The sequence below is a fragment of the Mongoliimonas terrestris genome (genome assembly GCF_001927285.1).
In the GTDB taxonomy this organism is placed as follows: domain Bacteria; phylum Pseudomonadota; class Alphaproteobacteria; order Rhizobiales; family Pleomorphomonadaceae; genus Chthonobacter; species Chthonobacter terrestris.
Map to the genome: position 1 here is coordinate 151284 of NZ_MSIG01000007.1, position 23720 is coordinate 175003.

At 67.5% G+C, this 23720-nt stretch carries 18 protein-coding genes and 1 tRNA gene; 12 read left to right on the plus strand and 7 right to left on the minus strand.

What is annotated here, in order from left to right; translation table 11 throughout:
- Window positions 1–19: 19 nt before the first annotated feature.
- Window positions 20–1186 (minus strand): M20 aminoacylase family protein, encoded by a 1167-nt coding sequence (locus tag BUQ68_RS12340; protein WP_075216272.1) that lies wholly within the window; start codon window positions 1184–1186, stop codon window positions 20–22.
- A 192-nt stretch (window positions 1187–1378) separates the two neighbouring features.
- Between BUQ68_RS12340 and BUQ68_RS12345 the strand changes: the two genes are divergently transcribed.
- Both BUQ68_RS12345 and BUQ68_RS12350 read left to right on the plus strand, forming a co-directional pair.
- The gene (locus BUQ68_RS12345) at window positions 1379–1975 is read left to right on the plus strand and encodes a CAP domain-containing protein (RefSeq protein WP_075216273.1); all 597 of its coding nucleotides are present in this window, start codon (window positions 1379–1381) and stop codon (window positions 1973–1975) included.
- A 202-nt stretch (window positions 1976–2177) separates the two neighbouring features.
- The gene (locus BUQ68_RS12350; protein ID WP_075216374.1) at window positions 2178–3824 is read left to right on the plus strand and encodes an AMP-binding protein; all 1647 of its coding nucleotides are present in this window, start codon (window positions 2178–2180) and stop codon (window positions 3822–3824) included.
- A gap of 67 nt (window positions 3825–3891) precedes the next feature.
- Here the strand turns inward: BUQ68_RS12350 and BUQ68_RS12355 are convergent, their stop codons facing one another.
- Together BUQ68_RS12355 and BUQ68_RS12360 are read right to left on the minus strand one after the other, a co-directional pair.
- Entirely contained in the window at window positions 3892–5016 is a 1125-nt protein-coding gene (locus BUQ68_RS12355) for a GNAT family N-acetyltransferase (RefSeq protein ID WP_075216274.1), read from the minus strand.
- Window positions 5013–6380, minus strand: coding sequence for a hybrid sensor histidine kinase/response regulator (locus BUQ68_RS12360; protein ID WP_075216275.1), 1368 nt, complete (start codon window positions 6378–6380; stop codon window positions 5013–5015). The genes BUQ68_RS12355 and BUQ68_RS12360 overlap by 4 nt, the downstream gene beginning before the upstream one ends.
- Window positions 6381–6544: 164 nt before the next feature.
- On the opposite strand from BUQ68_RS12360, the gene BUQ68_RS12365 reads away from it, so the two are divergent.
- From BUQ68_RS12365 to BUQ68_RS24000, 4 genes are all read left to right on the plus strand, one after another.
- Window positions 6545–6630, plus strand: a tRNA-Leu gene (locus tag BUQ68_RS12365).
- A gap of 178 nt (window positions 6631–6808) precedes the next feature.
- A complete protein-coding gene (locus BUQ68_RS12370) occupies window positions 6809–8122 on the plus strand; it encodes a tyrosine-type recombinase/integrase (RefSeq protein ID WP_075216276.1) in 1314 nt (437 codons plus the stop codon).
- Window positions 8123–8517: 395 nt separating this feature from the next.
- Window positions 8518–9063 carry a hypothetical protein gene (locus BUQ68_RS23310; protein WP_139315231.1) on the plus strand — a complete coding sequence of 182 codons (546 nt, stop codon included), beginning with the start codon at window positions 8518–8520 and terminating at the stop codon, window positions 9061–9063.
- A 553-nt stretch (window positions 9064–9616) separates the two neighbouring features.
- Window positions 9617–9751, plus strand: a complete 135-nt coding sequence (locus BUQ68_RS24000) for an excalibur calcium-binding domain-containing protein (RefSeq protein ID WP_245293239.1) — start codon at window positions 9617–9619, stop codon at window positions 9749–9751.
- A 926-nt stretch (window positions 9752–10677) separates the two neighbouring features.
- On the opposite strand, the gene BUQ68_RS12380 is transcribed toward BUQ68_RS24000, so the two are convergent.
- A complete protein-coding gene (locus BUQ68_RS12380; RefSeq protein ID WP_075216277.1) occupies window positions 10678–11220 on the minus strand; it encodes a recombinase family protein in 543 nt (180 codons plus the stop codon).
- Between the two features lie 239 nt (window positions 11221–11459).
- Here BUQ68_RS12380 and BUQ68_RS12385 point away from each other — a divergent pair, with 239 nt between their 5' ends.
- From BUQ68_RS12385 to BUQ68_RS12410, 6 genes are all read left to right on the plus strand, one after another.
- On the plus strand, window positions 11460–11810 hold the full coding sequence (locus BUQ68_RS12385; RefSeq protein WP_075216278.1) for a hypothetical protein: 351 nt from the start codon (window positions 11460–11462) through the stop codon (window positions 11808–11810).
- 366 nt (window positions 11811–12176) lie between these two features.
- Complete coding sequence (locus BUQ68_RS12390; RefSeq protein ID WP_075216279.1) at window positions 12177–12506, plus strand: helix-turn-helix transcriptional regulator; 330 nt, start codon at window positions 12177–12179, stop codon at window positions 12504–12506.
- Window positions 12507–13894: 1388 nt separating this feature from the next.
- Complete coding sequence (locus BUQ68_RS12395) at window positions 13895–14302, plus strand: hypothetical protein (RefSeq protein WP_075216280.1); 408 nt, start codon at window positions 13895–13897, stop codon at window positions 14300–14302.
- Window positions 14303–14426: 124 nt separating this feature from the next.
- Window positions 14427–15032, plus strand: coding sequence for a hypothetical protein (locus BUQ68_RS12400; protein WP_075216281.1), 606 nt, complete (start codon window positions 14427–14429; stop codon window positions 15030–15032).
- A gap of 11 nt (window positions 15033–15043) precedes the next feature.
- A complete protein-coding gene (locus tag BUQ68_RS12405) occupies window positions 15044–15634 on the plus strand; it encodes a hypothetical protein (RefSeq protein ID WP_075216282.1) in 591 nt (196 codons plus the stop codon).
- 216 nt (window positions 15635–15850) lie between these two features.
- A complete protein-coding gene (locus BUQ68_RS12410; protein WP_075216283.1) occupies window positions 15851–16846 on the plus strand; it encodes a hypothetical protein in 996 nt (331 codons plus the stop codon).
- A gap of 728 nt (window positions 16847–17574) precedes the next feature.
- Here BUQ68_RS12410 and BUQ68_RS12415 read toward each other — a convergent pair.
- From BUQ68_RS12415 to BUQ68_RS12425, 3 genes are all read right to left on the minus strand, one after another.
- Window positions 17575–21516, minus strand: coding sequence for a hypothetical protein (locus BUQ68_RS12415; RefSeq protein WP_075216284.1), 3942 nt, complete (start codon window positions 21514–21516; stop codon window positions 17575–17577).
- A gap of 269 nt (window positions 21517–21785) precedes the next feature.
- The gene (locus BUQ68_RS12420; RefSeq protein WP_075216285.1) at window positions 21786–23108 is read right to left on the minus strand and encodes a TRAP transporter large permease; all 1323 of its coding nucleotides are present in this window, start codon (window positions 23106–23108) and stop codon (window positions 21786–21788) included.
- Window positions 23105–23683: a TRAP transporter small permease subunit gene (locus BUQ68_RS12425; protein WP_075216286.1), complete on the minus strand. Its 579-nt coding sequence runs from the start codon at window positions 23681–23683 to the stop codon at window positions 23105–23107. Before BUQ68_RS12425 ends, BUQ68_RS12420 begins: the two co-directional genes overlap by 4 nt.
- Window positions 23684–23720: the final 37 nt, after the last annotated feature.

Sequence of the window (23720 nt, forward strand, 5' to 3'; positions counted from 1 at the left end):
AGGGCCCCGGCCGCCGGCCTCAGCGCGCGAGCAGACGCTCCGCCAGCGCCACCCACCAGCTCACCCCGTAGGCGATCGCCCCGTCGTCGAAGTCGTAGGCCGGGTGATGGAGGCCCGCCGAGGGGCCGTTGCCCATAAAGATGTAGGCGCCGGGCCGTTTCTCCAACAGATAGCTGAAGTCCTCCGCCCCCATCATCGGGTCCGCCGTCTCGGTCACCTGCCCCGGCCCCACCACGGCGCGGGCGACGTCGGCGGCGAGCCGTGTCGCCTCCGGGTCGTTCACGGTCACCGGATAGCCGGGGGTGTAGGTCACGTCCGCCCGCGCGCCGTAGACCGCCGCCGTCGCCTCGGCCACCGCGCGCACCCGCGCCTCCACGGCCGTCCGGACGGCGGGATCGAGGGTCCGCACCGTGCCGGACAGAAGCGCGGTCTGCGGGATCACGTTGTTGGTGTCGCCGGCGTGGAACTGGGTGACCGACACCACCGCCGCCGACAGCGGATCGGCGTTCCGCGAGACGATCGACTGCAGCGCCATCACCACGTGGGCGCCCACCAGCACCGGGTCGATGGTCGTCTGCGGCTTGGCGGCGTGGCCGCCGCGCCCCTCGATCTCGATGCGGAACACGTCGGCGGAGGCCATCATGGCGCCCGGCCGGATGGCGAACCGGCCGACGTCGATGCCCGGCATGTTGTGCAGCCCGTAGACCTCCTCGAACGGGAAGCGTTCCAGAAGGCCGTCCTCCAGCATGGTCCGGGCGCCGGCCCCGCCTTCCTCGGCGGGCTGGAAGATGAACACGATGGTGCCGTCGAAGGCGCGCGTCTCGGCCAGGTGCCGGGCGGCGCCGAGCAGCATGGCCGTGTGCCCGTCGTGGCCGCAGGCGTGCATGGCGCCCGGCACCGTGGACTTGTGCGGCACCTCGGCGATCTCCTGGATCGGCAGCGCGTCCATGTCGGCGCGGAGCGCGATCCGCCGGCCGCCCGGCCCGTTCCGGCCGTGCAACTCGCCCACCACGCCCGTGCGGCCGACGCCCTCGGTCACCGTGTCGAAGCCGAAGGCGCGCAGCTTGTCGGCCACCACGCCCGCCGTCCGGTGCACCGCGTAGAGCACCTCCGGATGGCGGTGCAGGTCCTGCCGCCAGAGGGTGATCTCGGGAACCATGTCGGCGGCGCGGTTGAGGAGCGGCAAGGGATCTTCTCCACGGAAAGGGACCCGTCAACTTCGCCAACCCTCGGGCGAAACGCAAGGTGTCCTGCCGCCACGGCCACACCATTGCCGCCGTCGCCGCTATTGTCGGTCCTCGGCCGGCGGCGATTCGCCCGCCCTCCAACGCCGTCCCGTCCCTTCCGCCGTCTTCAGCCCATCCGGATCGCCCGCCCCATGCCGCTCAGCCGCCGCGTCTTCCTCGCCGCCCCGCTCGCCCTCGCCGCCTGCCAGTCCGAGCCGGCGCGGGTCGCCGTGAAGCCCACCTTCTACGAGGACCTCGCCGCGCCGAACGCGCAGGTGGACCAGGGCCGCGCCCTCTCCATGATCAACCAGTACCGCGCCCGCAGCGGCGTCGGCGCCCTCGCGCTCGATCCGGAACTCGGCCGCATCGCCCGCGCCTACGCAACGGAGATGGCGGCCGCCGACCGCATGTCCCATTCCCTCTCCGACGAGGCCCGGCTCGGCAACCGCCTGCGCGCCAACGGCTACGCGTTCGCGGCGGCGGGCGAGAACATCGCCGCCGGCTACCGCACCCTGGCGGAGGCCTTCTCCGGCTGGCGGGAGAGCCCCGCCCACGACCGCGGCATGAAGGACGCCGACATGACCCGCATGGGCATCGGCACCGCCTACAACCCGAACTCCAAGTACAAGGTGTTCTGGTGCCTGATCTTCTCGCGCCCGCCGGGCGATGCGGTCGGCGTCGCGGGCGTGCCGGGCGTCGCCGGCTCGCCGAGCGTGGTCACCGTGGCGGGCGCGCAAATCGGCAACTGACGGCGATCGCGGCCTCGGGCCTTGCCGACCACTGAATAACCGGGAGCGCGAGCCTTGCCGCGCCCGCAAGGCCGATCCGCGCCTTTCATCCTACATCTTTAGGCCAAATCTTAAGCCTCTTCGGCGATGCGCAATTGAATCCCGCAGCGCACGCGCTCACACTCGTCGGTCATCGAACGACCGTGATCGAGTGCATTTCCCCGTGTTGACGCGTCCCTCCTTCGACAGTCTCGCCCGGGCCTTCCGGTGGTCCGTCCCGTCCCGCCTCAACATGGGCGTGGACGTGTCGGACCGGTGGGCGGCCGTCGAGCCGGACCGGCCGGCCATCCTCGCCCACCGGCCGGGCGGCGGCGTCGACGTCACCACCTTCGCGGACCTGTCGCGCCTTTCCAACCGGCTCGCCAACGCGCTCGCCGCCAACGGCGTCGGCCGCGGCGACCGGGTCGCCATCCTGCTGCCCCAGTCGGTGGAGGCGGTGGTCGCCCACGTGGCCGCCTACAAGATGGGCGCCGTCGCCCTGCCGCTCTCCATCCTCTTCGGCGTGGACGCGCTCGGCTACCGGCTGGCGCGCGCCGGCGCCAAGGCGGTGATCGCCACCGCATCCGCCGCCGAGAAGGTCGCCGCCGTGGCGGACGCCTGCCCGGACCTCTCGCTGGTGATCACCACCGACGGCCCGGCGCCCGGCGCGCTCGCCTTCGCCGACCTCCTCGCCCGCGCGTCCGACCGCTTCACGCCCGTCGACACCGGCCCGGCCGACCCGGCGCTGATGATCTTCACCTCCGGCACCACCGGCCTGCCGAAGCCGGCGCTCCACGGCCACAGCGTCCTCCTCGGCCACCTGCCGGGCATCGACCTTGCCCAGGACGGCCTCGGCCAGGCGGGCGACGTCATGTGGACGCCGGCCGACTGGGCCTGGGCCGGCGGCCTCCTCAACGCCCTGATGCCGGCGCTCCACTTCGGCGTGCCCGTGGTGGCGCACCGGTTCGAGAAGTTCGACCCGGACCTCGCCTGCCGGCTGATGGCCGACTTCCGCGTCACCAACGCCTTCCTGCCGCCGACCGCCCTCAAGCTGATGCGCCCGCTCCAGGGCATCCGCGAGCGGCACGACCTCCGCCTGCGGGCGATCGGCTCGGCCGGCGAGGCGCTCGGCCGCGAGGCCTACCAGTGGGCCCAGACCGAGCTCGGCCTGCCGGTCAACGAATTCTACGGCCAGACCGAGTGCAACGCGGTGATCGGCTCCGCCCACGCCCTCGGCGTCGGCCGGCCGGGCTTCATCGGCCGCGCCATCCCGGGCCACGACGTCGCCATCCTTGGGCCGGACGGCGCGCCCGTCGCGCCGGGCCAGCTCGGCGAGATCGCCATCCGCCGGCCCGACCCGGTGATGTTCCTCGGCTACGCGGGCGACGATGACGCGACCGCGGCCAAGTTCGTCGGCAACTGGATGGTCACCGGCGACGCCGGCCTGATGGATGAGGACGGCTACATCGCCTTCGTCGGCCGCGACGACGACGTCATCACCTCCGCCGGCTACCGCATCGGCCCGGGCGAGATCGAGGACTGCCTCCTCGGCCATCCGGCGGTCCAGCTGGCCGTGGCGGTCGGCAAGCCCGATCCGGTCCGCACCGAGGTGGTGAAGGCCTATGTGCGCCTGAAGCCCGGCGAGACCGGCGACGCCGCGCTTGCCGCCGCCCTCAAGGCGCACGTGCGCGAGCGCCTCTCCGCCCACGAATACCCGCGCGAGATCGCCTTCGTGGACGAGATCCCCATGACCACCAGCGGCAAGCTGATCCGCCGCGGCTTCCGCGATCGCGCCCGCGCCGAGGCCGAAGCCGCCGACCCGGCCGCCTGACCGGCCGCCGCCGTCTCATCGCCGGCACGCGACGGCCGGCTCCGTCCGATTTTTCCGTGCGTCGGAATCAGCCCGTCCGGCGCAGCCGCGCCTTCACGCCCCGCGCCGCCGCCCCAAGCCGCCGGCGTGCGATCAGCAACGCCACCGCGAGATCGGCCTTGCGGTTGGCGTCGCGGCGGGTGGCGAACACCAGGGTGCCGATGCGGATCCGCCCGGCCCAGAGCCGGTCGATCATCGGATGATCGGGGGTCGCCAGGCTGTCCACCTCGGCGAAGCGCCGCTCCGCCTGGAAGCTTTCCGAGACGAGGCGGATCAGCTGCACCCCCGGCGAGCGCGCCGCGTGGGCGTCGTCGTGGGCGATCTTCCAGATCACCGCCCGGTCCGCCACCGAGAGCGTCACCAGCGCCGCCACCGGCGCGTCGGCCACGTGGAGCACGTCCACCCGTGCCTGCCCGTTGGCCGCGAAGGCCGCGATGAGGTCCGCCGCGAAGGCCCGCGCGCCCGGTTCGGCCGTCAGGCTGGTGCCTTCGCGGCCCTTCCAGCTGGCGTGCTCCAGCGCCAGGAAGGCCCCGAACGCCGCCTCCACACCCGCCGTCGTCGTCGCCGTCTCGTGCCGGTGCCCGCCAGCCTCGTCGAGCCGGCGCAGCAGCCGGCCGAGTTCCTTCCGCCGCTTGCCCTGCAGCCCCGGCCCGAACCCGACCGCCGGATCGGCCGCCGGGTCGAAGGCCGCGCGGGCGTGCACGTCGAGCGCATGGAGGGTCAGGCCCTCCGCCGCCGCCGCCGCAGAAAGCGCCGCGACGAACGGCCCGTCGAGCCGCTGGTAGGGCAGGCGCACCACGTCGGCGACGGTGCCGAGCGCGGCGATCAGCCGGCCGGCGTCGAAGCCCGGCCGGGCGAGCGGCGTGCCGAGCGGCCCGAAGCGGCTGGCGAACCCGTTGCCCATGCGTGGGCCGAGGCCCGGCAGCGGCCGGGCGCGCCGGAGCACCGCCAGACTGTCCAGGTCGCCGCCGTCCGCCCCCGGCACCGCCACCACGGTCCAGTCGTCCGGCTCCACCCGGCCGGCGGCGGCCGACAGCATGGCGGGCGTGAGGAAGGGATTGGGCTCCGCCGCCGTCTCCGCCAGCCGCATCCAGGCCTCCCCCAGGGTGGCGCGGGCGTCGGTGAGCGGACCGCCGTCGAGCCCGCGCGTCACGACGGACGCCCGTGCCCGGGCGCCCGGGTCGCGCTTTGCGGCGCAAGCGCTGTCTCGATGGCCAGATGCAGTTCGCGCGGCGAGAAGGGCTTGGCCACCACCGGCCCGCCCTGCCAGCCGGCCTCCGGCAGCCGCGGTGCGGTGGCGAGCCCCGTGATGGCGATCGCCGGCGGCATGGCCGGCCCGAGCACCTCTTCAAGGCGGCAACGCACGCTCTCGCCGGTCTCGCCGTCGAGCGTCCAGTCGAGGCAGACGAGGTCCGGCCGCCGCCGGCGCACCTCCGCCTCCGCCTCGGCGCCCGACGTCACCGCCACCACGCGCATGTCGAAGCTTTCCAGGATGGTGAGCATCAGGAGCCGGCTGACCAGGCTGTCGTCCACCACCAGCACGGCCATGCCCTTGAGGCTGACGCCGGCCGCGTCCGCCGGCCCGCGGACCGGCCGCCGCCGGATGCGCCGGCGCACGCCGAGAAGCCGCCGGCCGGTGCGCGGCCGCCCCGCGCCGGCCCGCGCGCGCCCGATGGCCCGCGGCGCCTCGTCCGCCCCCGCCCCGCTGTCCGTCGTCGCCCCGCCGTCCGCCGTCGCGAGAGGCAGGCGGAACGCCGCGCACGTGCCGCCTTCCGGCCGGCCGGAGAGCGCGAGCGTGCCGCCGAGGGCGCCGGCGAGCCGACGCGCGATCGCCAGCCCCCGGCCGCTGCCGGCCCGGCCGGTCACCGGGTCCGGCCGCCCGTCCATCACGCCGCCTGTTGCGGCGCCAAGCCTCGGACCATCGTCGAGCACGGAAAAGACCACGTCCGTCCCCTCCACGGCGACCCGCACCCGGACTTCCGTGGCGGCGAACTTCAACGCGTTGGAGACGAAGTTGACGAGCACCTGGCGCAGCCAGGTCTCGTTCGCCGGCACGTGGTCCGGCAGGCCGGGCTCCACGTCCACGGACACCCGCAGGCCCGCCGCGCCGATCAGCGGCGCGTAGAGGGCGGCCACCGAGCGCGCCATGTCGCCGGGCGCCACCCGTCCCAGCGGCGGAGTCCGCGCCGTTCCGTCCTGCCCGGTCCCGTTCCGCCCGGTCCCGTCCGACCCAGTTCCGTCCGGCCCGGTCCCGTCCGGCCCGGCGAGATCGTCCGCCAGCCCGAGCAGATGCCGGCCGGCAAGCCGGATCAGCTCCACCACCCGCCGGTCGCCGGCGTCGAGGTCGCGGGCGAGCAAGAGGTCGCCGAGCGCGATCACCGCGCCGAGCGGCCCGCGCATCTCGTGGGCGACGTCCGCCAGCCGGTCCGCGGCAGCCCGGCCGGCCTCCGCCGTGTCGGCGGCGGCCGGATGGGCGCGCGCAGGGTCCGGCGGCTCGGTCGAGGTCGGTGAGGCCATGCGGGGTCCTGGCTCGCTCGAAAGATCGGGGGACCGGCGCGCCGGCCTGTTACCCCAGTCTAGACGAGCCCCCGTAAAGACCGTCTTTATCCCCCGCCCGCCGCGCGGCCCGCCCCTACACCCCAGTTGACGCCCGCCCGCGCGCCACTATAGTCCCGCGCGCTGCCCCAGTGGCGAAATGGTAGACGCGGCAGACTCAAAATCTGTTGCCTTCGCGGGCGTGCTGGTTCGAGTCCGGCCTGGGGCACCATTTAACCATTACCAGGAGTTCCAAACTTCGCCACGGCCTCCGCTAAAGCCCTGAAAATCCATGCTTTCGAAGCGATTTGCATTGCGAGGCGTTGCGGATCGATGCGAGCTGAGTTGTTCCTAGCCGCGAATTTGTAGGGTACCCTGTAGGGGATCAACACCCAACAAGGGGTTCCCCGATGCGCCTCCGAAGCGTCAGAGCAACCCTCACCGACGCAGCAATCCGCAAGCTGAAACCGGCTGAGAAGGCCTACAAGAAGAGCGACGGCGGCGGGCTCTACCTATTCGTGACGCCTGCCGGCGCCAGGTCTTGGCGCATGGACTATCGGGTAGCCGGGGCGTGGAAAACTATCACGCTTGGGCTCTACCCGGCCGTAAGCCTCGCTGAAGCCCGGCGCCTCCGGGACGAGGCGCGGGCCCTCCTGGCGCGGGACCTGGATCCCGCCGCAGAGCGCGGGCGCCTTGAGGCTGCCAAGAAGGCCGAGGCCGCCGACACGTTTGGGGCTGTCGCCGATGAGCTGTTGGCCCGCCACGAGCAAGAGGGCAGGGCACCTGCCACGATGAAGAAGCGCCGCTGGCACCTGGACGTGCTTTGCGCACCGCTACGAGCCCGCCCACTACGGGAGATCACCCCTCAGGAAGTTCTCGCGGTGTTGAAGGGTATCGAGGCTGATGGATACCTGGAGACTGCCCACAGGGTGAAGGCGGACATCTCCGCCGTCTATCGTTTGGCGATCTCGACCTTGCGGGCCCAGTTCGACCCGGCCCAGCCGCTGAAGGGCGCGCTCCTGAAGGTACCCGAGCGCAACCGGCCCGCTATTGTTGACGAACTGGCATTTGGCAAGCTCATCAACCGGATCGAAGCTGACTGCAGGGCATCGGCATCTACCCGGCACGCGCTGCTGTTCCAAGCCCTTACGGCAGCCCGCCCCGGCGAGGTCCGCCTAGCCACCTGGGCGGAAGTCGACCTTGAGGCAGCTGTGTGGCGCATCCCTGCCGCCAGAATGAAGATGAAGCGGGCTCACGATGTGCCGTTGAGCCGGCAAGCGGTGGCGCTCCTAAAGCGCCAGCGCGATCAAACCGAAGGGGAGGATCTCGTCTTCCCGAGCAGCCACCGCGGCAAGGCCATGTCGGACATGACCTTCAACGCGGCCCTCCGCCGGATGGGGGTTACCGACCACGTCAGCCACGGATTTCGGAGCAGCTTCAGCACCATCCTCAACGAGCGCGGCCACCCAGGGCACGTCATCGAAACAGCCCTTGCGCACGTGGAGCCGAATGCGGTTCGTCGAGCCTACAACAGGGCGGTGTACTGGCCCGAGCGCATGGCGCTCCTTCAAGCCTGGGCAGATCTGATCGACGATATGAAGCGGCAAGCGGCTATCGCAATCAGTCATGATGTGCAAAGCGATGCAAGCAAGAAGGAAGGTGCGGCGCAGGCAAGGCTAGGCGGCATCTCGTCCAAGAGGCGAAGATCTGTGGAAGCCGCGTGACATTCTGGCGTCGACCTAGACAGCTATAGCGATGTAGGTGAAGTTCATTCCGTTTGCTCTGACACAGGCAGCACGAAATGAACGATGAGTACGAAAGACGCAAGCGCCTTACGTTCGCGGAGGCTGAGGGGCTAGTGCCTCTGCCAGGGCAGCATCGCCGAGATGTTGTTCCTCCTCGACTTCGTGCTAAACTCTTTCAAGTAATTTACGGATCTATAAAGAGTTCTTGCGACTATTCCTTTTGTGTTACGCACCCATGGAATTTCATTCTGTTAAGAAAGCATGTAGATCTAGATCACTTGCTTGTAAATCGCTTCACAACTAATTTCAACGCTCATGTACAATATCTAGAGGGTATATTCGGGTCCGACAATGCGCCGCAAATATACGGGCTCTTGACTTTTCTTCTTCGTGATCCGCTGGTGCCTAGAAATTTAAAGCACGCCATAGCTACGATCTTGGAGGAAGGCAGAGCTGGCTTTCGTGTGTTCGGAGGCGACACCTTGATGCCGGCAGTTTCCGAGCACGAGGCCGTGGCGATCGTAAACGCGCTCAACGATGCAAGAGAGCTACCACGGCAGGGTGCATTCGCGCATCTCACTGCTGCGTCAGTCGCCCTGAGTGAGGGTAAGCACGCGCTATGTGTACGCGAAAGTATTAGTGCAGTAGAAGCAACGGTTCGGTCTCTAACAGGGAAGAAAAGTCTTTCAGATGCGCTGGTTGAACTGCAGAAGCGCGTGCATATCCATAGCCAGATGAAGAGCGCAATAGATAAGCTTTACGGATATACAAACCAGGAAGAGGGTATTCGCCACCCGTTGCTCGAAGGTGACGAGGCAAATGTAGATGAAGCCGACGCTGTCTTCATGTTTGGTGCATGTGCGTCGCTCGTAAGCTTCATCGAGAGTAAGGCGCGGGTAGCAGGCACATCCCCGGCCTAGCCCACTGTGGACTGCCGTGCTGAGCCCGTATTGCTATATTTGCACGAGTTGCTGGGAGTAGTAGCATGCGCCTTCTACAACAGGGGGAAGCATGCGCCAGAGCCTTTTTTTCATTTTACCGGTGCTGGTCACCGGTTGCGTCTCTGCTCCTCAGCCCGTGGCCATACAGATGAGCGATGGCGCTCAGCTAATTGGATCGCTAGCTAGTTCCGGCCCTGCAGCCGACCTACAGGTGAGCAATGCGACCACCGGCCTGCGCTGCGCAGGTCAAGTCACCCAAACTGGCCCCGGCAGCACCTTACAGGTGCCGATTTCATGTTCGGATGGGCGCATCGGATCTGTTTCGATATTTCAGGACAGCGCGGGACGCACCGGCTTTGGTTCGGTCACAATGACCGACGGAAGCACAGGAAATGTGGGGCTGGGCAAGGCTGCTGGATGGACACTCAGCCCGGCACCAGTTGGGGCCGATGAGGCGTCAAGCCAAGCAAGCTTTGGTGCAGCGGCGCAAGCGGAACCCGGTGCCATGGCGGCACCATATCATCGGGCCGCAATGACTTCGTTCGGGCGTCAGTTCGCCAACTGTGCGGAGGCGCGCCGAGCCGGCGCTGCCCCTGTGCGCATAGGCGATCCCGGCTATTCGCGACGGCTGGACAGAGATGGCGATGGTGTAGCCTGCGAACCATAGTGATGGGCGGGGGGGGGCGGCTAATGTGGCAGGTGGCTTTACGAGCTTTTGTTTTCATAAGTGTGGCAGTTTTCCAAGTCACTGGTCCTGTACATGCAGGCTTTGTTAACAACTTTAGCCAATGGCGAGATCTATCGGACAATGCTCGGAGTAATTACATTATCGGTATGTTCGATGCGTTCACAAACTTAAGCTTTAACGAAGACCATCAAGCCCTCATAGTCGGTCTGGACAGCTGTGGGCATGCGCTTGATCTTAAGTCTGGGATGCTAGCTGAAGCTGTCACTCAAGAGTACCAGAGTGATCCATCGCTGTGGAACGAAACTCCATTGATCATCTTTCATCGTGTTGTGGTGTTTCGGATGTGCTTGCGTTACATAAATGAAGCCAGGGAGAGCCGTGGGCTTTCGCTGTGGTCATCTCCGTGAGATCCTCGACCGAGAAGCCCTCCCGCAAGCTTTGCCAGAAGCAGCTTGGTAGTTCGCGCCCTAATTCGCTCCTCTATCACTGCAGGTTGAGATTGCATCGGTAGCTAGCCGAGCTAAGCTTCAGCGGTAGCTGTGGCAGTGCAAGGCATACCGATGCGGATGCGGGCGGTCATAATTGCGGTTCTCACCTTGGGCGGCTGCCAGACGGCGCCGAGCAAGGTGCAGAGCGAGCCCCTCCGACTTCGGCGGAGGAGTACGAGGGCCTGCGTGCGGACATCACCGAGTTCTGCACCCCGCGCTCGCCATCTCAGGAGCAGTTCAACGCTTGCATGGCCCGGTACGCGCAGGCCTGGGCTAACCTAGTAGACGATCTGAAGGTGAGAGCCGCTGACGCTGATCGCCGGCAGGCACCCGATGCAGCGGGGGCGCCACCGAAGGCGCCGCCGCCAGCCTTCGCTCCCGCCAAGGGACGCGCCCGTAGAGTACCATCTGCCGACATCAGGTCTTGAGTGCCCGATAAACAGACGCCCTGCCGATGCCGAGCTTATTGGCGATTTCCGTGGGGCCAAGGCCTTGCGCCTGCAGCGCCAGGACGGCCGCGCGGTCGATCTTTGCCGGGCGCCCCTTGTAGAGCCCCTTCTCTTTTGCGGCCCGAATGCCCTCCAGCTGGCGCTCGCGGCGAAGGTTCGTCTCGAACTCGGCGAAGACGCCCAGCATCTGGAGGAAGGCGCGGCCTGCTGCCGTGCCGGTGTCCACCGGCTGTTCGGTGGCCCGAAGAGCCACCCCTCTCGCCTCGAGATCGCGGACAAGCACAGCAAGGTCCGCCAACGACCGCGCGAGGCGGTCGATCCGTGTGACCACAAGCGTATCACCCTTGCGCAGGAAGCCCAGCACGGTCGCCAACTCGTCCCGGCCTTTGGTCGTGGTCCCGGAGCGCTTCTCGCTGCGGACGACGGAACAGCCGACGGCTTGAAGCGCGGCCTCTTGGATGTTGCAATCTTGGTCGTCAGAGCTGACGCGGGCATAGCCGATGAGGGTCATTGTGCGCTTCCGGTGTCTCGTTTGCATCTAGATCCTTGTCGCACAGTGTCTCGGAACTGTCAATCGGACCCAAATGAGACGCGCAGACTGTCTCACTGCATTGCTTCGCATGGGTATACCTAAACGAGACGTATGGCGGGGGGGGGGGGGGGGTGAAAAGCCCAGCCTTTTGCAGCTTGCGTTACGGCGAACAGCCGTGAAACCATCAGCTGTGCCTTGGGCGAAGCAATGGAGGGTCGATGCGGTCCGCAACTATCACAATCGTCACCTGCCTCCTGGCAGGCTGCCAGACAGCGCCGAGTAAGCCCCAGGTCACGCAGGCGGAGCTTCTGACGGTGCTCCCACACGCGCAGGCCTACTGCCTGCCGCGGTCGACCACACAGGCACAGCTCGACCAGTGCTTCCGCGATTACGGGTATGCCTACGGCTACGCCAAGGGCATGGCGCACAATCGCCAGATGGCCGCCCAGCAGGAAGCCTGGGGCAAGGTGGCCGCCTTCGGCTTCGGTATGGCGGCAGGGGCCAGCCGGCCGCCACCGCGCTCGGTCCACTGCACGCACGTCACGACAATGACGACCGTCTGCCAATAGCCGTGAAGCACGCGCCTACACGAGCGCGTCACGCGCCCAGGCGCGAGGGGACGGGGGTGGGGGAGGGCCTAATGGCCGTAACGTCCCTAGCTACAATCCTACATATTATGTCCGACATACGATCAGCAGAAATTTCCAGACCCCACACCTCCCACCCTCTCCGCGCAAAATTTCGTCGCGGAGGGACCCACGGGTCCCCCGCGCACCAGAGGAGTACCTAAAAATTCCGGAACACGGAATACCGTGTTATGCAGGACCTGCATAAGCTATCCAGAAAATTCATAACGGCATTCCAAATTTCTGGGGGTGTTTTCCCGCAGCATGAAATGAGGAGAAGACAGTCGAAGGCGCTACAGGAGAAAGTCAGTGCAGTCGGTTCTTTTGAAAGTAACGGACGTGGGTGAACTGCTCAACCTTGCACCTGCCACGATCTACCGGCTCATGGTGCAAGACGAAGATTTCCCACACCCGGTTCGAATTGGGCGTTCTACAAGATTTCGTCGAGACGAGATCATGGCATGGATCGAGGATCGTCCGCGCGGGCTAAATGAGGAGCACCAGATCTATGGTGCCGTCCAGCGGCGCGTGGAGTTGAACCGCCAGCGGAAGGCCGCCACGGCCGCGAGGATCGCCGCCGGCGTGCCGGCGAAGGATCGCCGGGCGCAGGAGCATCCCCCGGAGGTTGGGGCGCCCTAAAGCGCAAAAGGCCCCCCGGCCGGCAAGCCGAGGGGCCTCGCGAAGACCCGGCAAGGATCTAATAGAGCTGCGGTTCACGGCCGCAGAAGGCAGTACCAACATCATGATCCTACCAGAAGAACAAACACGGAACAAGTCCCATTTAGGTGGGTCGAGCTTGGCCTCCGGCCGCCGTAGTGCTGGGCTGGACGTGCCCGATGAGAAGCCCGCCCTCGACCCCTACGGAGAGCCCTCCTTCGCGCCTACGGCAGCCCTCTGGCACTCGGATCCGTCCCCGGCAGACCCCCACACAGGCGCTTCTTTCCGGCAGACTAATGATCCGCATCCGGAGGGTTTTTCTCGGCGGCGTTTTGAGGGGCTGATTTCTGTTTTCGAAGCTGGCGCAGAGAGCCGCGAACCCCAGAAGCTGGGCGGCTTTGCGGCTGAGAGCGCCGGACCCTCGCAAGAGGCGGAAGGAGGTCTGGGAGTTTATAAGGGCATTCCGGGCTGCCGTCTGGACCCGTGCAAGCCGCGTGCAGAAGCACCCTCCAAGGGGCTGCGCATAGCCCACCTCCTCGAGGCAGCCTCATCGGTCGAGTTCGCGATGTCGTCTGGTCAAGCGCCGAACCGCTTCGTGACAGTCTCCCTCGGCTACCTGCCGCATGCAACAGCCAAGATCGCCAAGCATGCTGTGATGGACATGCTCGCTAAAAGCTTTCGGCGTTGGGGGCGGCGTGGTGAGTACGTGGCCTTCCACGAAGACGGTCACCGTGAAGGCGAGCACCTACACGTGCTCGCCCGCATGTCGACCCATGAGGCCACCGAGTTCGAGGCGCGCTTCAACCGGGCATGGCCGAACACGTGCAGCCACGGCGTCACCCTGAAGGTTCAGAGGATCAAGTCTAATAAGGCTGTAGCGGGCGCCGTTAGGTATCTACTCAAGACCCTGCCGGACGAAATACGCTTCGGCGACAGTCTCCACCGAACGCTCGGGATCACGCGCTCTGCGGATCCTGGGAGCATCTCTGGACGCCGGGTCAATGTTGGGTCGGCGTGGGCCAAGAAGGCCCGCGCAGCTACGGGGCATCGGGACTTCCGGTTTGTCGAGGAGGTCGGCAATTGGCTTGATGGCCTCGCCGAACCCGGTGCTCTTCCGAGGCCGCCAACCCCGCCCAGCCGCCCCCGCATACCAGCCCGCCCGGCTCCCAAGCGGGCGGGCGCTGTCGCCATGGAGACCTCCTGGCCGACCAGCCCTGCTATGCACGCAGCCGCAACGGAGCATAGCCACAGTACCTCCGAAAGCACTGAAGCCAGCGGCTGCACAATTCCCATGAACCTCCCGCCGCACATGAGGCTAACCCGTGGTGGAGGGAATGCAGTCAACAACCACACACCCGGAGGAACAAAAGATGAACCTTGCAATCGACTTAGAAGAAGCCCGGAAGCGGGCGCTTATCGCACGCAAGATGCTAATCCGCCCGAGCAGGCTGCCGGAGGACTTCAATACCGACGCAGTGCTGCGCGGCATGGAAGTGCTGGAGACGCTGGAGCAGGAACATCCGCCAGTGCCACCGCGGCCGCTGCCGACGCCGGGTGCCTCTTTCGAGGAGCGTCTCCCCGAACTCTTCGGTTCTGGCGTCACCGATTTTCAGAAGCTGGAGCGCCTCGTGGGCGAGGCATTCTCGGAGGCGTGGCCGCAGTCGCTGCTGGTACGGGACTTCATGCGGCACGTGGACGAGCGTCAGCCGGCGAGGAGGCCCAAGCGGGGCCGACGCCGCGAGGAGATTGCGAACGCGGAACCCGCCGACGAGGATTGACCTCACGCCCGCCCAGCGCAAGGCCAGCCGCCCACATGCGGCAGGTGCGCTCCAGGGCGCCCGCATCGCCCCTCCGGCAGCTCGCATCGAGGCCAGCGGCCTCCCCCCAGGGGAGGGCCGCGTGATGGACAGCACCAGCGAAATCGCCGCCCACCAGCGCCTACTGGATGGCCTCGCGATCGAGGCAGCTTTCGTCCGCATCGTGACGCTAAGGGGCGGCCATGCGTGGCCCTCTACCTACCACGACCACAGCCGGCCCCGTCCCCGGCCTGTGCCTGGAGACGGCGCCCCGTTGCTCTGGACGCCCTCCGGCTTTGAGGCCGCGCCCGACATGCTAGTCTCGCATCCATCCCTCACGGCAGTATCTCCGGTTGAGATCAGATCGAAGGATAGTTTTCGGGTGGATGGGGAGTTTGTATTCGGCCTGGACGCTAGCAAGCTGCGCAGCCTTGAAGCTGCAGCAGCGTTCGGGCCTCCGCTGATAATCTTTCGTGACGCCCGAATACTGCCGCTTCCACGGCAGCAGGACGGCAATGTCGATGTGGAAGAGCTGATGGCGATCGACGCCTCAACTGATTTCGCAGCATGGCGTGGCGTATCGTTGCTTCAAGCTATGGCTGCCGGCCGGTGGCTGGAGAGTGCGAAGGGCCGCTGGTTCGTGGTGCCGAAGAGGGCCACATCCAGGCTGGAGGCAATAATCCCCTGGGCAGACCCACTGGCCGACTTCTAGGAGAACAGTTCATGAACAATGAAGACGAGGGCGGCTCCGAAGCCGCCCGGCTTGCGAAGGTGAAGGGCGATGCGGCGACGGTAATTCAGTTCGCCGGAGGCAAGCCCCGTGCCCGCAAGGCGCCGTACAATGCCTCGAACCCGGCCGCTGCGGGCGAGCCGCTGACCGACGCACTGACGCCACGTGACGAGCACTTCGCTCATCTCGTGGGCTGGCACGGACTGAGCCTTGCGGAGGCATTCCGCCAGAGCCGTGACGTTTCGAACTGGGCCGACAAGTCCGTATACGAGAAGGCCAGCCATCTAGCTGCCGTGCCCTATGTTAGGGCAAGGATCCAGCAGCATGAGCAGGCTAAAAAGGCTCGTACACATCGTGACGGCGACTTTGTGAAGACCTTCGTCATCGACAAACTGATGAACGAAGCTGTAACGGCCGAGAAAGCTTCGGAGCGACTTCGTGCCCTCGAGCTTCTCGGTAAGCTCGGCCACGTGAGAGCTTTCGAGGAGATCACTGTTACCAAGACAGAGAACATCGAAAGCATGTCATCTAAGGAGATCATGCAAGAGATCGAGACGCGCCTCAAGACGTTCGCGGAGGGCTGACCATTGTTTTTCCTAACTCCTCTCCTCGCCGGCCTGGGCGCCACCGGCGCGGCAGCCGGCGGAGGTCTTGCCTCACTACTGGGTCTTGGTGCTTCCGGCGCCGCAGCCGCTGCGCCAACCGCTGCCGCTACTGGCATCGGCGCACTTGCGGGTTCCGCCGGGACCGCCGCGTCCGCCCTGCCAACCACCGGCCTTGCTGGCGCCGTGGCACAGCCCATGGCCGCCCTCGGCTCCGGCCTGCAGTCCATGCTGGCAGCGCCCTTCGGGGGCGCTGGCGCCGGCACCGCGATGGTAACCCCTGAAGCGGCAGCCGCATCAGCCCAGGCCACCCCAACGCTCGCCTCCATGGGCACGGCCGCGATGACCCCAGGAGGTTTCGCGGAGCTTGCTACAGCAGCCGGCACGCTCGACAAAGCAGCCGCTGCCCCAGGCGCCGCGAAGGGCCTGGGCAGCCTTCTCACCCCCAACAACCTGATGATGGCCGGCGGCGCGCTGTCGATGCTGGGCCAGGGTGGCGGCCCCGATGACGACGAGGAGGAGGGCTCCAATTTCAAGGACTACGACCCGCACTCCAAGCCGACCAACACGCCCAGCTCCAGCTACGACCCGGGCAAGGACGCCGAGTTCGACTACTTCGGCGGCGCGGGTTATGCCGAGGGCGGTCCGGTGAACCGCGCGCCCACCGGCGCGGCGGATGACGAGGTTCGGCAGGGTCAGCAGTCGCCCCTAGTCGAGATCGCGGGGGCTTCCGACGAAGATCTGCAGCTCCACAGTGATCTAGTCGCAGCCGTGCTCGGAGTGAGCCCTGACCCAGATGCCGCTGCTCTTCGGTTCGCGGCGAGGTACGGCGAGGATACGCTTGTCGCCAGCCTAGTGCGCGCCAGGCAGCTTCAGGAGGGCAGGGGTATGGACGGCACTGGGTGGCTGCAGTCGCAGATGAGCGTCGACCCTGAGGACGCTGACCAGGATCCTGAAGCGCCCCTCCAGCGCGGCGGGGTCGGTCGCCCTCAGCGACCAGAGCCCGAGCCGTGGGCCGATGCCGGCCGCAGGGATGAGGTCACTGATCGCGCCAAGGCGGCCATTTTGGGTATTAGTCTGACCCCCCGCGAGGACGTAGAGAACTACCTCCGAACATACGGTGCTGAGGCCTTCGAGGGCCTCCGGGATGCCTACCTTGCCGCCACCACCCAGCGGCGTTGGACGGTGGGTTGACCAAGGTGCGCAAGCGCCAGGAGGAGGCCGCACAAGCGGCCCCTCCGCCGGCGTGACCCGCCAGGGCATTGGGCGGCTCAGCAGGGCTCGCTGTGATCCGGATGCGCTGCCGCTGCGGGCGCAGTATCGCAGCCACCAGCGGCGCTCCGGGCGGCTTCAAGGGCTAGTCGGATCACCCCAAGCCACGCGGCAGAAGTGGCTGACGATGGCCATGCGCCGTCCTGAGCGCACTCAGCCATGGCGTCGATGAGTTCGAAGGCCTCAACAGTCAAATTCATAGTGTTCATTTGTCCCCATCCGCATCAGCTGCGCAAATCAGCGCTAGAAAGTTATCGCAAGCGGAGTGGTGACAGTTTTCGGCTGGGTCTACAAGTGTAAAAGAAGTCATACGCTTATGACCGAGAGCATAGTCAGCGTGTTAAGCGCTGGTTAAGCTGGCCGCTGGAGGACTATCGGCATATGCATAGCTGGTTTAACGGATTAGAAAGAAGGGGAAACCGAACGCATGCTTAACGGGCACTTTCAAAGCGCCACGCCATGCGGAAAAGGGTATTCTGCAGGGTATCGATGGTGGCGATCGCCTCAAAATATATTACGAAGCAAAGAGATAGAGATCTGATTTGGTGCCGGCCTGGGGCACCATCCTTCCGCGGAAGGGCGGATCTCGCGCGATCCCTTTGCCAACGCACCGCGGCCCGCATCCTGCCGGCACCGATGGGCGCACCCGCTCAAAACAGCAGCCTCACCCCGGCCCGCCCCATCACCGCGTAGGTGGCGCCGATGTTGATCAGGTCTCCGGCAAAGCCGATCTCGCCGAAGGCCTGCATCCGTCCGTCGGGGTCGCCGAGGGAGAAGCCGAGGTCGAGCTCTCCGGTCAGCGGTCCGGGCGTGTTGGAGAGCCCCGTGCCCACCACCTGGACCTCGGTCGTGCCGAGAAGCTGGCGGGCGATGGCGAGCCGGCCGTGCAGCCGCGCCCGCAACGGCCGTGTCGGCGTCGCGACCTCCGTCACCCGCGCGAAGGCAAGTTCGATGCGCGCCGTCAGGCTCTCGCCGCGAGAGACCGACACCGTCCCGCCGGCATCCGCGTCGAACGGGTCGGCATCGACGCTCGCCCAGGCAAGACCGGCGCGCGGGGTGAGCGACACGCCCGCCGCCTCGAACCGCCTGCCCACCTCGGCGGCGGCGGCGAACACCCGCGCGGCGGTGTCGGTCGCCAGAACGCCGCCTTCCACGGCGGTGAGGGTGGTCGCGGTGAGGCCGGCCTGGCCGCGGATGTCGGCCTGGACCCCGTTGGCGCCGAGCCAGCTCAGCGACGCGGCAACGCCATGGCCCATGCCTGAGAGGACCGCGTCGCCGAGCGCCGACTGCACGCGGGTCTGACCGGAAACGCCGAAGCCCGACACCCCGGCCATCAGCACCCCGGCCCCGGTCTCGTGGAGGAGCCCGTCGATCCCGATCCGCATCGTCCGGCGGTCGGTGGTGAGGTCGCTCCCCGTTTCGCTGGCGCGCGCGTCGAGCCGGCTCCGCCCGCCTTCCACCCGCGCCCAGACCGCCTGCGCGAGGCCCGCACCGTCCCCCGCCATGGCCATCCGGCCGTCCGTCGCCCCGTCGTCGCGCCGACCGAGACGGTCCGGCTCGAACCGGTCGACGCCGCCGCCGAGGGCGAGCAGATGGCGCGGATAGGCCTCGTAGGCCGGCATGCTCGGCGCCAGGCCGGCCTGAAGGATGATCTCGCCGTCGACGACGATAGGCGCATAGGTGAACGCCCCGGACCGTCGCGGCGCCACGATCTGAAAGTCGCCACCCCCGGTCGTGTCGCCGAGCTCGACGAGCCGAATGGCGAGGCCGTTGCCGAAGCCCGTCGACACGTCGTTGACAACGATCCTGGTGGTCCCGCCGGCATGACCGCCGCCGATCGCGATGCGGTCGGCCGTGCCGGTGTGGAGGTCGAGGTCGAGTTCGACGGTGCCGTCGCCGCGATAGTCCCCGGCGACGACCAGCCGGTCGCCCGGCCGGTCGTCCGTGAGCGTGATCGTGCCGTCGTTCGTCAGCGATCCCAGGACGGCGAACGTGCCGCCGCCGCCGCCGGCGCCGATCAGGCGCGTGCCGTCGGCCAGCTCCAGATTGGCCGCGACGGTCAAGCCATCGCCCGCCCGCAGGACCGCGCCGTCGACGAGGAGGACGCCGGTCCCCAGGTCCGTGCCGGCCGACACAAGCCCGTCGGTGACGGCGAGGTCCGTCCCGTTAAGGGCGATGATCTCGAAATTCCGCAGCGTCGATCCGGTGAGCGAGACCGTCTGTCCGTCGATCGTGAGTCGATCGAGAAAGCCGTCGGCGAGCGAGAGATCGTCGCCGCCGTCCATGACTTCGGTGCCCTCATAGCCCGCATCCGGGCCGATCCAGAGCACGTCGGCCCCGTCTCCGCCGTAGAAGCCGCTGTTGAGGTCGCCCGCCGACCAGACGAAGCTGTCGTCCCCCGCCGCCCCGAACACGTCGCCCGTGTAGCTGCCGCCGGCGAGTTGAAACGTGTCGTCGCCGGAGCCCAGCAGGGCGTCGCCGCGCACCGTTCCGGCGGTGGTGACGGTCACCGGCCCCGCCGCGCCCACGGTCTCGTCGGCAACGCCGTCAAGGTCGAGATCCGCCAGTCCGTCGCCGACGCGGATGGCGACGCCGGAGGCCGCGCCGTCGACCACGCCGTCGGCGAGGATGGTCACCGTCCCGCGCCCGGGACCGCCGAGGCGGATGGCCGCGTGATCGCCGCCGCCGCCGGTCACCGTGCCGCCGGTGATCTCCACGGTCCGTGCGCCGGTCCCGGCCCCGACGATGTGCAGGCCGTCGCCGGACGCGCGGACGGCGCCGCCTTCCAGGCGGATCGACAACGCCGCGGCGGCGTCCGTGTCGAGGCTCCCGATGGCGATGCCGTGCGCCGCCGTGCCGCTGGTCCGCACCGCGCCGCCCGTCATCGCCACGCTGGTCTCCCCGAGCCCGGCGTTGACCACCGCCACCCCGTGCCCGGCGGCGCCGGACGTTTCGATCGCGCCGCCGGACACGGTGGCGGCGACCGCCGCGGCCGCGTCCGCCCGCTCGCCCGAAAGATGCAGCCCGACCGCGCCGTCGCCCGTCGTCGCGATCGCCCCCCCGGCAACGGTCGCCTCCACCGCGCCGCTTCCCGACGCGACCACCGACGCCCCATGCGCGCCGTCGCCCGCGGTGGAAAGGCTGCCGCCGGTCATGTCGACGTGCGCCGCGCCGGTTCCGGTCGCCAGCGCCTGCACGCCGTAGGCGCTCTCACCCGTGGTGGAGAGCGTGCCGCGCAACAGGCTGGCCGTCGCCAAACCCGCGCCGGCATTTGCTGCGAAGACCGCATGCGCGCCCGACCCGGCCGTCGAGAGGGTTCCGCCGTCGACCGTCACCGACGCGCTCGCGGCGCTGGCGCCGTTCGCCACCTCGGCCATGAGCCCGTGGGCGTCCGTTCCGATCGTGCCGCCGGTTCCGCCGGAAACGGTGATCCGTGCCGCGCCGGTGCTGGTGGCGGTGGCGAACGCGTGGGCGACAGGGCTGTCGTCGCCGGCCGTCGACACCGACCCGCCGGACACGGTGATGCCCGTCTCGCCGGTGCCGCGCGCCTCGGCGTGGAGGCCGGCGCTGTCGTCGCCTGCCGTCGCGACCGACCCGCCGGTCATGGCGATGGACCCCGCGCCGGCGCCGGCGTTCTCCACCTTGACGCCGTCCGCGTTGTCCCCGGCGTTCAAGAGAGTCCCGCCGGAGACCGTGATCGCAACGGCTGACGCGCTCGCCCCGTTCGCGATGGCGGCGAGCACGGCGGACGCCCCGCTCCCCAATGCGGTGATCGTTCCGCCGCTGATGTCGATCGCCATCGATCCGGTGCCCGAGTGCGCGCCCTGCACGGCTTCGGCGCCCGCCCCCCGGGTCGTGATGCTGCCGCCGGACACCGAGATCTGGCCGTTTCCGGCGTGGCCCGTCTCGTGGATGACCCTGAGGCCCTCGCCCATGGTGTCGATGGAGCCGCCGGTCATGATCCCCGTTCCGGCGCCCGTCCCGCCGACGGCCCTCAGCCGCGCGAACAGTCCGGCGTTCGTCCCGTCCGTCGTCTCGATCGACCCGCCGTGCATCATCACCGTCGCGCCGCCGTTTCCTTGAGAGGTCGCGCGGCCTCCGCTTGCGAACTGGCCGGTGGTCCGCACCGAGCCGCCCTGCATCACGATGCGCGCCTCGCCGCTGCCGAGCACGGTGCTCTGCAGGCCGTGACCGCCGCCCCCCGACGTGGTGATCGACCCGTTGCGGAGCGTGACGGTCGCGTCGTTCGTCCCTCCGGTCTCCCGGTTGAGGACGGCGAGGCCGGCCCGTTCAAATCCGCCGGACGTGGTGATCGAATTGAAGTTGACGGCGTCGATCGCCAAGTCCCCGGTCGCCCCCGTCCCGGACTCGATCACGACGCCCCGTGCGTTGCTGACCGCGATCACCAGCGCGATGGTGTCGACCTGGAGGGTCAGGCCGTTCGCCAGCCCGTCGGCGTTGAGATAGGAGACACCGGTCGGGTAGCTGGCGGCGTTGCAGACGAGGGGCGAGCCACCGGGGACGGGCCCGCATTCGTTGGCCATCACCGGGTGAGACGCGACGAACAGCGGGACGAGCGCGACACCCGCCAACAGAACGGATGCCGTGCGGCTTTGAAGGCGAACATCCATGGAAGGCAAGCCAGTGTCGCGCGTCGCGTCCGCCCTGCGCCTGCAGGATGTCCGCCATAACTACGTGAAAGTTACATTTAGGAAATTTACTATATTATAATTAACAGATCACTAATGTGGGGAGTCAATCTGCAACCTGAAATATGTCTACCTTCTTCGCGCACTCACGAATGCGAAACGGCCCGGATTGCTCCGGGCCGTCGTCGTCTCGGCTCTTGCCGTGCTGCGGGTCAGCGGTAGAGCAGGCTCGGCAGCCAGTTGCCGATGGCCGGGAAGGTGTAGAACAGGAACATCGACACGAACACCATGCCGACGAAGGGCATGATGCCGGCGAAGATGTCGGTCAGTTCCACGCCCTTCGGCGCCACCCCCTTCAGGTAGAAGGCCGACATGGCCATCGGCGGCGTCATGAAGGAGGTCTGGATGTTGAGGGCGACGAGCACGCCGAAGAACAGCGGGTCGATGCCGTAGAGATCCAGGAGCGGCAGGAAGATCGGCACGAAGATGATGATGATCTCCGTCCATTCCAGCGGCCAGCCCAAGAGGAAGATCAAGAGCTGGGCGAGCAGCAGGAACTGCAGCGGCGTCAGCTCCAGGGCGGTGAACCAGCTCTCCACCACGTGGTGCCCGCCGAGCAGCGAGAACACCGACGAGAAGATCCACGAGCCGACGAACAGCCAGCACACCATGGCGGTCGACCGGGCGGTGAGGAAGACCGCCTCTTTGAGCGCCGTGAAGGTCAGCGCCCGGTAGAGGGCGGCGAGCAGGATGGCGCCGAGGGCGCCGATGCCGGCCGCCTCGTGCGGGGTGGCGAAGCCGAACAGGATGGCGCCGAGCACCGCCAGGATGAGCACCGCCAGCGGGAAGAAGGAGGTGATCAGCATCCAGGTGACGCGCACGAAGGACACGTCGCCAAGCTCCTCCCGGCTCGGCTTCGGCGCAACCTTGGGATTGATCATGGCGCGGACGATCACGTAGAGGATGTAAAGCCCCGCCAGCATCAGGCCCGGCAGCAGCGCCGCCGCGTAGAGCCGCACCACCGACACGCCCGCCATCGCTCCGTAGAGGATGAGCATGATGGACGGCGGAATGAGGATGCCGAGGCATCCGCCTGCGCAGATCACGCCGCTCGCCAGCTTCTTGTCGTAGCCGGCGTTGAGCATCGCCGGCAGGGCGAGCAGCCCCATCAGCGTCACCACCGCGCCGACGATGCCGGTGGCGGTGGCAAACAGCGCGCAGGTGATCAGGCTCGCCACCGCGAGCGACCCCGGCACGTTGCGCGCGGCAAGCTGGATGCTCTTGAACAGCCGCTCCAGGATGTTCGCCCGCTCGATCACATAGCCCATGAAGAGGAAGAGCGGCACGGAGATCAGCACGTCGTTCGACATGACGCCGTAGGCGCGCTGCACCAGCAGCGGGAAGATGGTGTCGCCGACCGCGTAGAAGCCGAAGAAGACCGACAGGGCGATCAGCGTGAAGGCGATGGGAAAGCCGAGAAGGATGGTGCCGATGAACACCACCAGCATCAGGATCCCGATTTCTGGATTGGTCATCGGGCCGTTCCTTCCAGGCTGGCGCGGGCGAGGATTTCCTTCTCGAGCTCTTCCACGTCGTGCTGGCGCTGCGGCCAGACGCCGGTGCGCAGCGCGATGACGCAGCGCACCGTCTCGGCCGCCCCTTGCAGGAAGAGGAAGAAGGCCGCCACCGGGATCACCGCCTTGAAATGGTAGAGCGGCGGCCCGTTCGGGCTGAACGAGGAGTGCTCGTTGATCATGAAGGACAGCTTGGCGAAGAAATAGCCCGAGTAGACGAGCGCGATCACGCCGGGAAAGAAGAACAGGATGTAGAGAACGAGGTCGATGGAGGCCTGCACCTTCACCGGAAAGAAGCGGTAGATGACGTCGCCGCGCACATGGGCGTTGCGCGACAGCGCGTAGGCGCCAGCCATCATGAAGAGCGTGCCGTAGAGAATGTAGGAGACGTCATAGGCCCAGGTGGTGGGCTGGCCCAGCACGTAGCGCACGAACACCTCGTAGCTGACCACGAGCGTCAGAAGAACGATGCACCAGGCGAACAGCTTGCCGACGGCGGTGCTGAGCCTGTCGATAAAGAGCAGGGTACGATTCATGGGAAAGGGGACCGGCCTTGAGGTTGCGCATCGGTCG

What these genes read in the sequence shown, in the direction of transcription:
- BUQ68_RS12345 (WP_075216273.1), top strand. Translation starts at nt 1,379, where the DNA reads ATGCCGCTCAGCCGCCGCGTCTTCCTCGCCGCCCCGCTCGCCCTCGCC.
- BUQ68_RS12400 (WP_075216281.1), top strand. Translation starts at nt 14,427, where the DNA reads ATGGACAGCACCAGCGAAATCGCCGCCCACCAGCGCCTACTGGATGGC.
- BUQ68_RS12420 (WP_075216285.1), bottom strand. Translation starts at nt 23,108, where the DNA reads ATGACCAATCCAGAAATCGGGATCCTGATGCTGGTGGTGTTCATCGGC.
- BUQ68_RS12410 (WP_075216283.1), top strand. Translation starts at nt 15,851, where the DNA reads ATGGCCGCCCTCGGCTCCGGCCTGCAGTCCATGCTGGCAGCGCCCTTC.
- BUQ68_RS12425 (WP_075216286.1), bottom strand. Translation starts at nt 23,683, where the DNA reads ATGAATCGTACCCTGCTCTTTATCGACAGGCTCAGCACCGCCGTCGGC.
- BUQ68_RS24000 (WP_245293239.1), top strand. Translation starts at nt 9,617, where the DNA reads ATGACTTCGTTCGGGCGTCAGTTCGCCAACTGTGCGGAGGCGCGCCGA.
- BUQ68_RS12380 (WP_075216277.1), bottom strand. Translation starts at nt 11,220, where the DNA reads ATGACCCTCATCGGCTATGCCCGCGTCAGCTCTGACGACCAAGATTGC.
- BUQ68_RS12405 (WP_075216282.1), top strand. Translation starts at nt 15,044, where the DNA reads ATGAACAATGAAGACGAGGGCGGCTCCGAAGCCGCCCGGCTTGCGAAG.
- BUQ68_RS12370 (WP_075216276.1), top strand. Translation starts at nt 6,809, where the DNA reads ATGCGCCTCCGAAGCGTCAGAGCAACCCTCACCGACGCAGCAATCCGC.
- BUQ68_RS12360 (WP_075216275.1), bottom strand. Translation starts at nt 6,380, where the DNA reads ATGGCCTCACCGACCTCGACCGAGCCGCCGGACCCTGCGCGCGCCCAT.
- BUQ68_RS12395 (WP_075216280.1), top strand. Translation starts at nt 13,895, where the DNA reads ATGAACCTTGCAATCGACTTAGAAGAAGCCCGGAAGCGGGCGCTTATC.
- BUQ68_RS12385 (WP_075216278.1), top strand. Translation starts at nt 11,460, where the DNA reads ATGCGGTCCGCAACTATCACAATCGTCACCTGCCTCCTGGCAGGCTGC.